The organism is Cognatiyoonia sediminum (genome assembly GCF_900129845.1).
Taxonomy (GTDB): domain Bacteria; phylum Pseudomonadota; class Alphaproteobacteria; order Rhodobacterales; family Rhodobacteraceae; genus Cognatiyoonia; species Cognatiyoonia sediminum.
This window is the reverse complement of record NZ_FQXB01000001.1, coordinates 139,654-152,200: the sequence shown is the minus strand read 5'-3', so window position 1 is coordinate 152,200 and position 12,547 is coordinate 139,654. Positions and strand designations below refer to the sequence as shown.

Annotated in this window: 12 protein-coding genes; 8 read left to right on the top strand and 4 right to left on the bottom strand. The window is 55.2% G+C overall.

What is annotated here, in order from left to right; genetic code table 11:
• Nucleotides 1-154 precede the first annotated feature (154 nt).
• Complete coding sequence (locus BUA85_RS00780) at nucleotides 155-607, bottom strand: Lrp/AsnC family transcriptional regulator (protein ID WP_072898520.1); 453 nt, start codon at nucleotides 605-607, stop codon at nucleotides 155-157.
• A gap of 72 nt (nucleotides 608-679) precedes the next feature.
• Between BUA85_RS00780 and BUA85_RS00775 the strand changes: the two genes are divergently transcribed.
• Nucleotides 680-1,276 carry a LysE family translocator gene (locus BUA85_RS00775; protein WP_072898518.1) on the top strand — a complete coding sequence of 199 codons (597 nt, stop codon included), beginning with the start codon at nucleotides 680-682 and terminating at the stop codon, nucleotides 1,274-1,276.
• Nucleotides 1,277-1,334: 58 nt separating this feature from the next.
• Here BUA85_RS00775 and BUA85_RS00770 read toward each other — a convergent pair whose 3' ends face one another.
• The gene (locus BUA85_RS00770) at nucleotides 1,335-1,550 is read right to left on the bottom strand and encodes a TIGR03643 family protein (RefSeq protein WP_072898517.1); all 216 of its coding nucleotides are present in this window, start codon (nucleotides 1,548-1,550) and stop codon (nucleotides 1,335-1,337) included.
• 76 nt (nucleotides 1,551-1,626) lie between these two features.
• Between BUA85_RS00770 and BUA85_RS00765 the strand changes: the two genes are divergently transcribed.
• Nucleotides 1,627-2,214 (top strand): sugar O-acetyltransferase, encoded by a 588-nt coding sequence (locus BUA85_RS00765; protein WP_072898515.1) that lies wholly within the window; start codon nucleotides 1,627-1,629, stop codon nucleotides 2,212-2,214.
• On the opposite strand, the gene BUA85_RS00760 is transcribed toward BUA85_RS00765, so the two are convergent.
• Nucleotides 2,211-4,601 (bottom strand): ATP-dependent helicase, encoded by a 2,391-nt coding sequence (locus BUA85_RS00760; RefSeq protein ID WP_072898513.1) that lies wholly within the window; start codon nucleotides 4,599-4,601, stop codon nucleotides 2,211-2,213. The two genes, BUA85_RS00765 and BUA85_RS00760, sit on opposite strands and share 4 nt — an antisense overlap.
• Before the next feature lie 179 nt (nucleotides 4,602-4,780).
• Here BUA85_RS00760 and BUA85_RS00755 point away from each other — a divergent pair, with 179 nt between their 5' ends.
• The gene (locus BUA85_RS00755) at nucleotides 4,781-5,914 is read left to right on the top strand and encodes an alpha-hydroxy acid oxidase (RefSeq protein WP_072898511.1); all 1,134 of its coding nucleotides are present in this window, start codon (nucleotides 4,781-4,783) and stop codon (nucleotides 5,912-5,914) included.
• Here the strand turns inward: BUA85_RS00755 and BUA85_RS00750 are convergent.
• On the bottom strand, nucleotides 5,911-6,804 hold the full coding sequence (locus BUA85_RS00750) for an NAD(P)-dependent oxidoreductase (RefSeq protein WP_278246400.1): 894 nt from the start codon (nucleotides 6,802-6,804) through the stop codon (nucleotides 5,911-5,913). The two genes, BUA85_RS00755 and BUA85_RS00750, sit on opposite strands and share 4 nt — an antisense overlap.
• Before the next feature lie 142 nt (nucleotides 6,805-6,946).
• On the opposite strand from BUA85_RS00750, the gene BUA85_RS00745 reads away from it, so the two are divergent.
• The 5 genes from BUA85_RS00745 to BUA85_RS00725 are packed head-to-tail and all read left to right on the top strand — an operon-like array spanning nucleotide 6,947 to nucleotide 12,511.
• The gene (locus BUA85_RS00745; protein WP_072900334.1) at nucleotides 6,947-10,390 is read left to right on the top strand and encodes a pyruvate carboxylase; all 3,444 of its coding nucleotides are present in this window, start codon (nucleotides 6,947-6,949) and stop codon (nucleotides 10,388-10,390) included.
• Nucleotides 10,387-10,773 carry an MAPEG family protein gene (locus tag BUA85_RS00740; protein WP_083526151.1) on the top strand — a complete coding sequence of 129 codons (387 nt, stop codon included), beginning with the start codon at nucleotides 10,387-10,389 and terminating at the stop codon, nucleotides 10,771-10,773. The genes BUA85_RS00745 and BUA85_RS00740 overlap by 4 nt, the downstream gene beginning before the upstream one ends.
• Entirely contained in the window at nucleotides 10,773-11,159 is a 387-nt protein-coding gene (locus tag BUA85_RS00735; protein ID WP_072898509.1) for a VOC family protein, read from the top strand. The genes BUA85_RS00740 and BUA85_RS00735 overlap by 1 nt, the downstream gene beginning before the upstream one ends.
• A gap of 45 nt (nucleotides 11,160-11,204) precedes the next feature.
• Complete coding sequence (locus tag BUA85_RS00730; RefSeq protein WP_072898507.1) at nucleotides 11,205-11,684, top strand: YqhA family protein; 480 nt, start codon at nucleotides 11,205-11,207, stop codon at nucleotides 11,682-11,684.
• A complete protein-coding gene (locus BUA85_RS00725; protein ID WP_072898505.1) occupies nucleotides 11,681-12,511 on the top strand; it encodes a metallophosphoesterase in 831 nt (276 codons plus the stop codon). Before BUA85_RS00730 ends, BUA85_RS00725 begins: the two co-directional genes overlap by 4 nt.
• Nucleotides 12,512-12,547: the final 36 nt, after the last annotated feature.

Below are 12,547 nucleotides of genomic sequence, written 5' to 3'. Positions count from 1 at the left end.
TACCGCGGTTGATGGAAAGACCCCCTCCACCGTCGCGGCAAAGCAAGATCCCGGCGTTCAGGAAGGTTTTGGGTTAGGCCCTGCATTAGCAGCTGCGACGCCATCGCTGGCCCAAGGCGAAATTTAACCAAAGAGGCGCATGGATCAAGAGGATTTATGCACGCATATCCTTGGGAGAGCCCATCACCATATAGCTTGTGATCGACCGCACATGCGGCACGGTGCCCAGCGTGTCCGTGTGAAAGGCCTTGTAAGCAGGAAGGTCCGCCACCTCGACCCGCAGCATGTATTCGAAGACCCCAGCCACGTTATGACATTCGGTAACTTCGTCAGCGCGCTGCATTGCACGCTCAAAGGTTTCTTGCGCGTCTTTGGTATGTTCCGCCAATCCAACAGCTACATAGACCACATAGTCCCGACCGGTCTGTCTAGGGTCCAACCGCGCGCGGTAGCCGCGGATAATTCCACGTTTTTCGAGATCTTGCACACGCCGAAGGCAGGCCGAGGGCGACAGGCCAACCTTATCCGCCAAGGTCAGGTTGCTGATCCGGCCATCACGCTCTAATTCACGCAATATCGCAGCGCTTATGTTGTCTAATTTGCTCATAAATTGTGATCCTATAGAAAAACCACACAAAATGACAATTTCATTCGATATAAAGCCGCATAAAGTGCCGCCATGACCTATGAACTCCTCATCGCGCTGGTTGGCTTTGCCTTTGTCAGCTCCGTCACGCCTGGCCCCAACAACCTGATGCTGATGGCCTCTGGTGCCAATTTCGGATTTCGGCGGACATTACCGCATATGCTTGGCATTTCGATTGGACATTCGTTTCAAGTGACTATGGTCGGGCTTGGTCTAGGTCAGCTCTTTGTGACCTACCCTTTGGCGCAAACCATCCTACGTGTACTCAGCACGGCGTACCTTATTTACCTGGCATGGAAGATCGCGACTGCCGCCCCGCCCTCTGACGGCGAAGCGAAGGGTAAACCTTTCACCTTCCTACAAGCTGCGGCCTTCCAATGGGTCAACCCAAAGGCGTGGTATATGGCGATCTTTGCAATCACCAACTACGCTCAAGGCGAGGGCATCTTTTGGCCCGCCCTCTTGGTCGCCATCGTTTTCGCCTGCACCAATTTCCCATCTATCATGTTGTGGACGACGATCGGTACGCAGGTGAAGCGGCTTTTGACGCGACCCGCGCTTCTCCGTGCGTTCAACTGGACCATGGCAGCCCTACTGGTGCTGACACTTATCCCTGTCTGGTTCGGCTAAGCTCTGCCATCTTGGCGAAAAAAACTCTCTCCGGAGGGCCGATCTGCCCTACGCCCCTTCATTTATACGTCTCACGTCGCGTGCCAAAATCACGCACGCGTTTGCGCCAGGTTCGGTAGCTGCCCGGTTTCAAATTCTGCCGCATCAGAGCTTTTACATCCTTTTCCGCCAAACCATATTCGCGGCGAATGTCTTCAAATCGAATGTGATCGGATAGCGCCATCTGAATGATGTCACTGATCTGCGCGTCAGGGATGTCATATCGCTTTGTCATGAAACTAATTTAAATCGCAGGGCCAGCTTGGCTAGCCCTACTGGAATGTAAACGCCCTGCGGTATAGGCTGGCTATATGACCGAATATGAAAAACTACTTGCCGGCCAACCTTACAACCCTCGCGATCCCGAAATCAGTGAAAAGCAAATGGCGGGGATCGCTGCCAAAGCAGCCCTCGAAGAAATCCCTGAGACGGATATTTTTGCCTGGATACAGGCCCTCACCAAAGTGTTCGGTCAGATGAACGAACCTTCGTTTGTCATGCCGCCGTTCACGATCAGTTTCGGCAGCCATGTGCGGCTTGGAAAATGGTGTTTCGTCAATCGCGGGGCCACGTTTCTGGATGATAACCTGATCACTCTTGGCGATCATGTTGCGGTCGGCCCAAATGTTCAGTTCATCACCGCGACCCATCCTCTGCGGTCCGAAGATCGGATCAAGTTGAAACCCGATCAATTCCCACCCTTTGAAGTCGTCAATATCGCGCATCCGATCACGGTTGGCGATTTTGCGTGGATCGGTGCTGGTGCCATTATCATGCCCGGTGTCACCATCGGCGCGCGGGCCGTTGTGGGCGCTGGGTCCGTCGTGACCAAAGATGTGCCGCCAAACATGGTTGTCGCAGGCAATCCTGCAAAGATTATGAAATCTGTCGACGACTAAAACGGAATATCATCCGCCTGAGCGGCAGAGACGACGAACCGCGCCACCACCTTCTTTGATCCAGCCTTATCAAATTCGATATCAAGCTTGTCGCCCTCGATCCCCATCACTTCGCCATAGCCAAACTTCTGGTGGAACACCCGATCCCCTTCGGTGAAAGCGCTGACGGCATCCAGATCAATCGTCATATTCCGCGCTTCAGAGGGCTGTGACATGCCGCGCTGTTGGCTCCGCGCTTGCAGGCGTTTCCAACCCGGCGAGTTATAGACGTCGGCCTTGGACGCCTCCTCATGCAAGGATGATCCCATCATCCCCTGCGCCGAAGGACTGGCACTGGCCGCCATCCCTGCCGCACCAAAGCCGCCACCGTAAAGGCCCGGTGGGGTCAGCACCTCCACATGTTCGGTTGGCAATTCGTCGATAAAGCGCGAGGGCATCGACGATTGCCATTGGCCATAGACGCGCCGATTGGCGGCAAAGGACACGGTGCAAATCTCTTCCGCCCGCGTGATGCCGACATAGGCCAAGCGCCGCTCTTCCTCGAGACCCTTGAGCCCGCTTTCATCCATGGAGCGTTGCGAGGGGAACAACCCATCTTCCCAACCGGGCAGGAACACAGCGGGGAATTCAAGCCCCTTGGCAGCGTGCAGCGTCATGATCGACACTTTCTCTTCCGCGTCCTCGCTTTCGTTGTCCATGATCAGGCTGACGTGTTCGAGGAAGCCTTGCAGGTTCTCGAAGTTTTCCAGAGCTTTGACCAGCTCCTTGAGGTTCTCTAACCGCCCCGGCGCCTCGGGCGTTTTGTCGTTCTGCCAAAAACCGGTATAGCCGCTCTCATCAAGGATCATCTCGGCCAGTTCGACATGGGTATCAGCCTCGGCTCGAACCTGCGCATGCCAACGATCCAAACCAACGACAAGAATGCCAAGCTCTTTCAGGCCCTTCCCACCCAGCAGCTTACCCTGAACGCAAAGCCGCGCGCCTTCGACCAAAGACACCCCATTCGCTCGAGCGGTCCGCTGTATGGTTTGAACCGCCTTGTCACCAAGGCCCCGCTTCGGTGTGTTCACGATCCGCTCAAACGCCAGATCGTCATCCTGAGATACTGCGAGCCGGAAATAGGCCATAGCATCCCTGATCTCCATCCGCTCATAAAACCGCGGGCCACCGATCACACGGTAAGGCAAACCGATGGTCAGGAACCGATCTTCAAAGGCGCGCATTTGATGCGAGGCGCGCACAAGGATCGCCATGTCATCCAAGGAATAGGGCGTGAGGCCTCGCGTCCCGCGTTGCAGCGCCTCAACCTCCTCGCCGATCCAACGCGCCTCTTCCTCACCGTCCCAATGGCCGATCAGGCGCACCTTTTCGCCATCCTCGCCTTCGGTATATAGCGTCTTGCCAAGCCGCCCTTTGTTGGCCGCAATCACTCCGGCCGCTGCGGCTAGAATATGCCCGGTCGAGCGATAATTCTGCTCCAATCGCACCACATGCGCCCCGGGGAAATCCTTCTCAAACCGCAGGATGTTGCCCACCTCTGCCCCGCGCCAACCATAGATCGATTGATCGTCATCACCTACGCAGCAGATGTTTTTATGCCCGCCGGCAAGCAACCGCAGCCACAGGTACTGCGCGACGTTGGTGTCCTGATATTCGTCCACGAGAATATAGCGGAACCAGCGCTGGTACTGTTCCAAAACGTCCGGATGGGTCTGGAAGATCGTTACCATATGCAAGAGCAAATCGCCAAAATCACAGGCGTTCAGCTCTTTCAGACGGGTCTGATAAGCGGCATAAAGATCGACACCTTTGTGATCAAACGCCCCGCTATCGGCCACCGGCACGGTATCCGGCGTATAGGCCTTATTCTTCCAGCCATCGATGATCCCAGACAGCATCCGTGGCGGCCAACGTTTCTCGTCGATATTCGCGGCCACAATCAGCTGCTTCAAAAGCCGGATTTGATCATCCATATCCAGAATGGTGAAATTCGACTTCAGCCCAACCAATTCCGCATGGCGCCGCAAAAGCTTCACACAAATCGCATGAAAGGTGCCCAGCCAGGGCATCCCCTCCACCGCTTCGCCCAAGAAACGGCCCACCCGGTTTTTCATCTCACGCGCGGCTTTATTGGTGAAGGTCACCGCCAAAATTTCATTCGGCCGCGCAGTTCCCGTCATCAGGAGATGCGCGATACGGCTGGTCAAAGCCTTGGTCTTACCCGTCCCTGCCCCTGCGAGCATTAGAACCGGCCCATCCAAGGCCTCCACCGCCTCACGCTGTGCAGGGTTCAGCTCATCTAAATAGGGCGCAGGCCGCGCTGTCATCGCCTGCTGTGACAGCGGCACCGCCGCTTCAAAGGCGTCATCTTCGGACATACTGCTCATGGCACACAAACTAGACCGGTCGCCTGAGAAAGAAAACCCATGTTCACATTCCGTTCCCTATCTCTTTTGAGCATAAATACCTTCGCCGAAGGCAAGCGGAAGGGTGGGCGGGGCGATGGCGCAGCCGAGCGTCACAAACCCGACTTCCAAATCCCCAAAACACCCACTAGCTTCCGCTCATGGACCCATTCGCCAAATACCCCGCGATCAGCGATCTCAGAGCCCGCGCAAAACGCCGAATCCCACATTTTGTCTGGGAATACCTCGACAGCGGCACCGGCACGGAACAAACCTTGCGTCGCAACCGCGCAAAGCTCGATGAGGTCCTCTTGATGCCCTCCATCCTGCACGGAGAGTTTGAGCCAGACCTCTCAACCAATTTCCTTGGCAAAACTCTGCCCTTGCCGTTCGGCATTGCGCCCATTGGCATGTCCGGCCTGATCTGGCCGGATGCGGAACGGCTTCTGGCGAAAACCTCCGCGAAAGACAACATCCCCTACACGCTCTCCACAGTCACAACGCAAGTGCCAGAACGGGTCGGCCCACATACGGGCGAGCATGCGTGGTTTCAGTTCTATCCGCCGCGCGATCCGGACATCCGCGCCGATATGCTGAAACGCGCCAAAGCGTCCGGCTTCTCGACACTTGTTGTTACGCTTGATGTGCCCGTTGCCTCGCGCCGTGAGCGCCAAACCCGCGGCGGGCTCACCCAGCCGCCACGTCTGAGCCCCCGGCTGGCGCTGCAGGCCGCACAATGTCCGGTTTGGCTGAATGGCATTCGCAAAACGGGTATGCCAACGATGAAGCTGGTGGATGACTATGCCGAACAAAAGACGCGTCTACCGTCGAACCAACATCTGGGCTACCTGCTGCGCACCTCGCCCAATTGGGAATATTTGAAAGCAGTACGGGACGCTTGGGATGGGCCTATGATCGTCAAAGGCATTTTGGACCCAGAAGACCCGCCGAATCTTGAAAAGTTTGGCGTCGATGGGATTTGGGTCAGCAATCATGCGGGGCGTCAGTTTGATGCAGCCCCTGCCACCATCGAACAATTGCCCGCCATTCGCGCGGCAACCAATCTCCCGATTGTTTTCGACAGCGGAATAGAGAGCGGTTTGGACGTGTTGCGCGCGATTGCCCTTGGCGCGGATTTTGTGATGCTCGGACGCGCGTTTCACTATGGCCTTGGCGCAATGGGTGCAGAGGGCCCAGCGCATGTAATTGATATTCTACGCAAGGATATGATCAGCTGCATGGGGCAGCTGGGGACACACCGTTTGGCTGACTTGAAAGCTAAGCTCGTCGCTTAGACGCCACTGCGTTTGGCGACAAAATCGGGCAAATGCGGAATATAGTCCTCTGCCCCATCTCCACCTTCAGCCACCGCCATAGCAAAACTGTTCTTAGTGGCATTGCCGATAGGGTTTGGCACACGCGCAGCGGCGGCCATGCTTTCCAGATAGGTCAAATCTTTCACCGCGTTGGTCAACGTGAACTTATGGCTCTCACGATTGTCATTCAGCGCGCAGTCAATGAAGGTTTGATAAAACCCGCAATCCATCCGGCTACCGCGGATTACGCTGTCAAACTGCTCAACGCTGATTCCGACACCTTTCGCGACAGCTAGCGCTTCGGAATACATCGCGCCATACCCCAGCGAGAGCATATTATTGAGCAGTTTCATTTTATGACCCATACCCACCGCGCCGAGGTGAACAACCGTCTCTGCCCAACATTCGATGACGGGTTTCACGCGCTCGAAGATATTATCATCAGCCCCGACCATTGTGCTTAAGGAGCCGGCCTGCGCCTGAACGGGCGTGCCACCCAGAGGGGCGTCGACCATATGGCAGCCTGCTTCAGCGAGTTGAGCGGCCAGTTTCGCTGTCGAAGTAGGGTCGCTTGTTGAGCAATCTATAATCACCGAGTTTGCCTTCAGTTGCGGCAAAAGACCGGAAACGATGGTTTCGACTTGGGGCGACCCTGGAGCACAGATATGAATGATGTCTGAGGTCTTCGCCATGTCTTGGAATGTCATGACTTCGTTTGCTCCGGCAGCGACCAGCGCTTCAATTGGCACGCGGTTGCGGTTGGCGATGACATTTAGGTTATAGCCTGATCGAATAATGTTCGACGCCATCCCCTGTCCCATGAGGCCCGCGCCGATAAAACTGATCTTTTCCTTGGACACTGAGATCACCTTGAATTTGTGCAACACTGCGGTGATTCTGCCTCAAAAAAGGGTATAATCGCCGCAAAAGCCCCTATTTCTACGGGATTTCACGTATAGACCTTTTCGCGGCGTCTGCCTAGTAATGCTGCAACTGCGAAAGGACCCCCTCATGAAAGACTTTGAAAAGATCCTGATTGCCAACCGCGGCGAGATCGCGATCCGTATTATGCGGGCTGCAAATGAGATGGGGAAAAAGACGGTCGCGGTTTTTGCGGAGGAAGACAAGCTTGGCTTACATCGATTTAAGGCCGACGAAGCCTACCGCATTGGTGAGGATCTGGGTCCGGTTGCGGCGTATTTGAGCATCGACGAAATCATTCGGGTCGCAAAGATGTCTGGCGCCGATGCGATCCACCCAGGCTATGGCTTGCTGTCAGAAAACCCTGATTTTGTGGACGCCTGCGAAACCAACGGCATCACCTTCATTGGCCCCAAAGCAAAGACCATGCGCCAGTTGGGTGACAAAGCCAGCGCGCGGCGCGTGGCGATTGAAGCCGGCGTTCCTGTGATCCCAGCCACCGAGGTACTGGGCGACGACATGGTCGCGATCAAGAAAGAAGCGGCAGAGATTGGTTATCCGCTGATGCTCAAAGCGTCATGGGGCGGAGGGGGGCGCGGGATGCGCCCGATTGAGAGCGAAGACGAGTTGGAAGAGAGGGTTCTGGAAGGACGTCGCGAGGCCGAGGCTGCTTTTGGCAACGGTGAAGGCTATCTGGAAAAGATGATCATCCGTGCGCGTCACGTTGAGGTTCAAATCCTTGGCGACCAGCATGGTAAGATCTACCATCTGTGGGAGCGGGATTGTTCAGTTCAGCGCCGCAACCAAAAAGTGGTAGAGCGCGCGCCGGCTCCTTACCTATCAGACACGCAGCGTGAACAGCTGTGTAATCTCGGCAAGAAAATTTGTGCGCATGTGAATTACGAATGCGCAGGCACGGTTGAGTTCTTGATGGATATGGATTCAGGTGAATTCTACTTCATCGAAGTGAACCCGCGTGTGCAGGTGGAACATACTGTGACTGAAGAGGTCACAGGCATCGATATTGTCCGCGCTCAAATCCTGATCGCGGAAGGCAAGCATCTGGCTACTGCAACAGGTTGTGCGTCGCAATATGACGTAAAACTCGACGGTCACGCGTTGCAGTGCCGCGTCACTACAGAAGACCCACGCAACAATTTCATTCCGGACTACGGACGCATTCAAACATATCGCTCCGCCACTGGCCCCGGTGTCCGTTTGGATGGCGGCACTGCTTATTCAGGTGCAGTTATCACGCGCTATTACGATTCTTTGCTGACCAAAGTGACAGCCCGTGCGCCGACACCGGAACAGGCGATTGCGCGGATGGACCGTGCGTTGCGGGAATTCCGTATTCGCGGCGTGTCGACCAACATCGCCTTTGTAGAGAACCTGCTAAAGCATCCCGTGTTCCTGTCGAACGAATACACCACCAAATTCATCGACACGACGCCTGATCTTTTTGATTTCAAAAAGCGCCGCGACCGCGCGACGAAAATCCTGACCTATATCGCTGACATCACTGTCAACGGGCATCCCGAGACGACGGACCGCCCGCGCCCTGCTGCGGATGTAAAGCCGCCAAAACCGCCGGTGAAGCCAACCATTGATGTGCCGTCAGGTACGCGGACGATCTTGGACGCGTCCGGCCCTCAAGCCGTTGCGGATTGGATGAAAGATCAAAGCCAACTTTTGATCACTGACACCACGATGCGGGACGGGCACCAATCTTTGCTGGCCACGCGGATGCGTTCGATCGATATGATAAACGCGGCCCCTGCGTATGCGACCAAGATGAACCAGCTCTTCTCGGTTGAGTGCTGGGGCGGTGCCACCTTTGATGTAGCTTATCGTTTCTTGCAGGAATGTCCTTGGCAGCGCCTGCGCGATATTCGTGAGAAGATGCCAAACATCATGACGCAGATGCTACTGCGGGCTTCGAATGGCGTTGGCTACACGAATTATCCTGACAATGTGGTGCAGGCATTCGTGAAGCAAGCTGCGACCTCCGGCGTTGACGTATTCCGGGTGTTTGACAGCCTGAACTGGGTCGAAAACATGCGCGTCGCGATGGACGCGGTGGTTGAAGCCGACAAGGTTTGCGAAGGCACGATCTGCTACACCGGCGATCTGCTTGATCCTGCGCGTAGCAAGTACGACCTGAAATACTATGTCGGCATGGCCAAAGAGCTTGAGGCAGCAGGTGCGCATGTTCTTGGCCTGAAAGACATGGCTGGTTTGCTGAAACCAGCCGCGGCGACGGCGTTGGTCAAAGCGTTGCAGGAAGAAACGGATCTGCCGATCCACTTCCACACGCATGATACTTCGGGTGCTGCGATTGCGACGGTTCTTGCCGCGGCGAATGCCGGTGTGGACTGTGTGGACGCCGCGATGGACGCGCTGTCTGGCAATACGTCCCAGCCGACCTTGGGGTCTATCGTTGAAGCGATGCGCGGGACAGAGCGTGATACCGGCCTCGATATCGGGGCAATCCGTGATATCAGCAACTATTTCGAACAAGTCCGCGCGCACTATGCGGCGTTTGAAAGTGGCCTACAGGCGCCAGCGTCAGAGGTGTATCTCCACGAGATGCCAGGGGGCCAGTTCACCAACCTCAAGGCGCAAGCGCGGTCTTTGGGTCTGGAGGAACGCTGGCATGAGGTGGCGCAGACCTATGCGGACGTGAACCAAATGTTCGGCGATATCGTGAAGGTGACGCCATCGTCCAAAGTTGTAGGCGATATGGCCCTGATGATGGTCAGCCAGAACCTGACCCGTGACGACGTCGAAAACCCGAAAACCGAAGTTGTGTTCCCAGACTCGGTCGTCGATATGATGCGTGGTAGCCTTGGCCAGCCTCCCGGTGGATGGCCAAAGGATATTCAGAAGAAAGTCCTCAAAGGCGAGAAAGCCAGCACCGAACGCCCTGGGGCTGCTCTAAAGCCTGTCGACCTTGAAGCGACACGCAAAGATCTGTCGGAACAGTTGGATGGGATGGACATCGACGATGAAGATCTCAATGGCTACCTGATGTACCCGAAGGTCTTCCTCGACTACATGGGGCGCCACAAAACCTATGGCCCAGTCCGGACACTTCCGACCCAAGCCTTCTTTTATGGGATGAAGCCCGGCGAAGAAATTGTGGCCGAGATTGATCCCGGCAAGACGTTGGAAATCCGCATGCAGGCGGTCAGTGAAGTCAATGAAGACGGCGAAGTCAAAGTCTTCTTCGAGTTGAACGGTCAGCCACGGACTGTGCGTGTGATGAACCGTTTGGTCGAAGCCAAGAAGGTGAGCCGCCCAAAAGCCGAAGATGGTAATTCGAACCACATCGGTGCGCCGATGCCCGGTGTTGTGGCAACGGTCGCTGCACAGGCGGGTGTTGAAGTCAAAGAAGGTGATTTGCTTTTGACGATCGAGGCGATGAAGATGGAAACCGGTATTCACGCCGAGCGTGACGCTGTTGTGAAAGCGGTTCACGTCAGCGCAGGTGGTCAGATCGACGCCAAAGACCTGCTGGTTGAGTTCGAATGATGGATTTGGTCACGCCGCTTTATTCCATCCCACTGGTCGCCCTGTTCTTGGTGTTGTCTTGGCGGGTCATTGCAGAGCGGCGCGGCCAACGGTTTGCTTATGGCGACAACGACAGCTTAAAGGTACAGGCCAAAATCAGGGCGCAGGCGAACTGGTCGGAATATGTGCCGATCACTTTGCTAATGATGGTGATGGCGGAACTGCAGGGCGTTTCGACCGCTCTAGTACATGTAACGGGTGTCACGCTTTTGGTCGGCCGTTTCCTGCACGGCTACGGCATGTCCTATGTGCCAAAGCAATTCATCTATCGCCAGATTGGAATGCTCCTCACTTTGATTGCCTTGGTGTTTGGCATGGGGTTGAACCTGATCGGTTTGATGTAATGCAGCGCCTCGCACTTCTGTCAATTTTGGTCCCCGACTATGACGAAGGTATTGCGTTCTTCGTGGGCCAAATGGGTTTTCGGCTCTTAGAAGATACCGGTTTAGGGGAAGGCAAACGCTGTGTACGCGTGGCACCCGCTGGTGCTGAAACGAAGTTCCTGCTTGCGAAAGCGGATGACGACCAAGCAGCGGCTATTGGAAATCAAGGTGGCGGGTGCGTCTGGCTGTTCCTCGAAACCAATGATTTTGAACGCGATCATCGGCGAATGACATCTAACGGTGTGTCATTTGAAGAACAGCCGCGCCATGAACCTTATGGAATCGTGGCCGTTTTTCGCGATCCCTTCGGCAACCGTTGGGACTTGATCCAGTTTCAAAACGCTTGACTTGATCCCTCTCTCCTGACCACAACTTCGTGAAGGGAGGGCGCTATGGCCAACATACTCGGAGCAAGCCGTTTTCTAATCATCCTCGCTGTGATTGGCGCGTTGATTGCAGCTACAACCATGATGATTTTTGGCCTTCTGGAGACGATCAACCTCGTTCAAAAAACCATCGTGACTGGCGAAGTGTCACGAAAGGTCGCCAAGGCGCTCTCGCTGGAGTTCATCGAAATCATCGATTTGTTCTTGCTTGGAACCGTCTTCTACATCGTCGCAATTGGGCTTTATGAATTATTCATAAGTCCGAACATCACGGTGCCGAAATGGCTCAGCATCAAAACATTGGACGATCTAAAAAACAAACTCATCGCTGTCGTGATCGTTGTGCTCGGCGTTCTATTCCTCGGCCAGATTGTAAGTTGGGATGGTGAACGCGATCTTTTGGGGTACGGCGCAGCAATTGCCTTGGTCATAGCAGGTCTGACCTACTTCCTAACGTCTCACAAAGCCGGTGGCGATAAGAAATGATCGGCGACGCAAAGAAACTCATCATCATGACCGACATCCACATCACGGATGAAGGGGAAAAAATCATTGGCCTTGATCCGTTGGAACGGTTTTGCCTCGCCCGTGATGCGGCCCTTGACCGCCATTCAGATGCCGAAGCAATGATCCTGATGGGGGATTTGACCCACCACGGCCGCGTGTCTCAATATGAACGACTGGCCCCTGCCCTTGCCGATATTCCGATGCATGTGATCAAAATGATCGGCAACCATGACCGGCGCGAAGCTTTCGTGGAGGTGTTTTCCGACACCCCCGTGACCTCGGATGGACATGTCCAGCAAATTGTCGATCTGTCATCGCATCGGATCATCACGCTCGATACGCTCGACGGCCCGCCCTACCCGCAATGGCATCATGCGGGGATGTTGGGGCCACAGAGGTTGGCGTGGTTGAAAGACGCATTAGAGGGCGCGGGTAGCCGCATTCCTCTGGTCTTTGCCCACCACCCGCCGTTCGATACGGGCATCATCGGGATGGATTATATCAAGCTCAAAGATGGCGAGGACTTGTTAGCTTTGCTCGCGCAATACCCAAATACGCATCTTTTTTGTGGCCACGTTCACCGCACGATCTCCGGCAGTTTGAAAGGCGTGGCATGGAGTATGTTAAAAAGCACCTGCCACCACGGACCGCTAGAACTTGAGAAGATCGATCCGACACTTTCGCTCGACGAACCCGGCAGCTACGGATTGGCTCTCCTGACGGAAAATGGCGTGGTATTTCACAGTGAAGATGTTGGGATCGGGTCGGATGTTCAAAGTGATCTTCACTCAATGGCGAAGCACTAAGGCGAATTCCAACAATTTCCCGCTTTCATGCGTTTT

What these genes read in the sequence shown, in the direction of transcription:
- BUA85_RS00725 (WP_072898505.1), top strand. Translation starts at nt 11,681, where the DNA reads ATGATCGGCGACGCAAAGAAACTCATCATCATGACCGACATCCACATC.
- BUA85_RS00765 (WP_072898515.1), top strand. Translation starts at nt 1,627, where the DNA reads ATGACCGAATATGAAAAACTACTTGCCGGCCAACCTTACAACCCTCGC.
- BUA85_RS00780 (WP_072898520.1), bottom strand. Translation starts at nt 607, where the DNA reads ATGAGCAAATTAGACAACATAAGCGCTGCGATATTGCGTGAATTAGAG.
- BUA85_RS00755 (WP_072898511.1), top strand. Translation starts at nt 4,781, where the DNA reads ATGGACCCATTCGCCAAATACCCCGCGATCAGCGATCTCAGAGCCCGC.
- BUA85_RS00770 (WP_072898517.1), bottom strand. Translation starts at nt 1,550, where the DNA reads ATGACAAAGCGATATGACATCCCTGACGCGCAGATCAGTGACATCATT.
- BUA85_RS00735 (WP_072898509.1), top strand. Translation starts at nt 10,773, where the DNA reads ATGCAGCGCCTCGCACTTCTGTCAATTTTGGTCCCCGACTATGACGAA.
- BUA85_RS00745 (WP_072900334.1), top strand. Translation starts at nt 6,947, where the DNA reads ATGAAAGACTTTGAAAAGATCCTGATTGCCAACCGCGGCGAGATCGCG.
- BUA85_RS00775 (WP_072898518.1), top strand. Translation starts at nt 680, where the DNA reads ATGACCTATGAACTCCTCATCGCGCTGGTTGGCTTTGCCTTTGTCAGC.
- BUA85_RS00730 (WP_072898507.1), top strand. Translation starts at nt 11,205, where the DNA reads ATGGCCAACATACTCGGAGCAAGCCGTTTTCTAATCATCCTCGCTGTG.
- BUA85_RS00760 (WP_072898513.1), bottom strand. Translation starts at nt 4,601, where the DNA reads ATGAGCAGTATGTCCGAAGATGACGCCTTTGAAGCGGCGGTGCCGCTG.
- BUA85_RS00740 (WP_083526151.1), top strand. Translation starts at nt 10,387, where the DNA reads ATGATGGATTTGGTCACGCCGCTTTATTCCATCCCACTGGTCGCCCTG.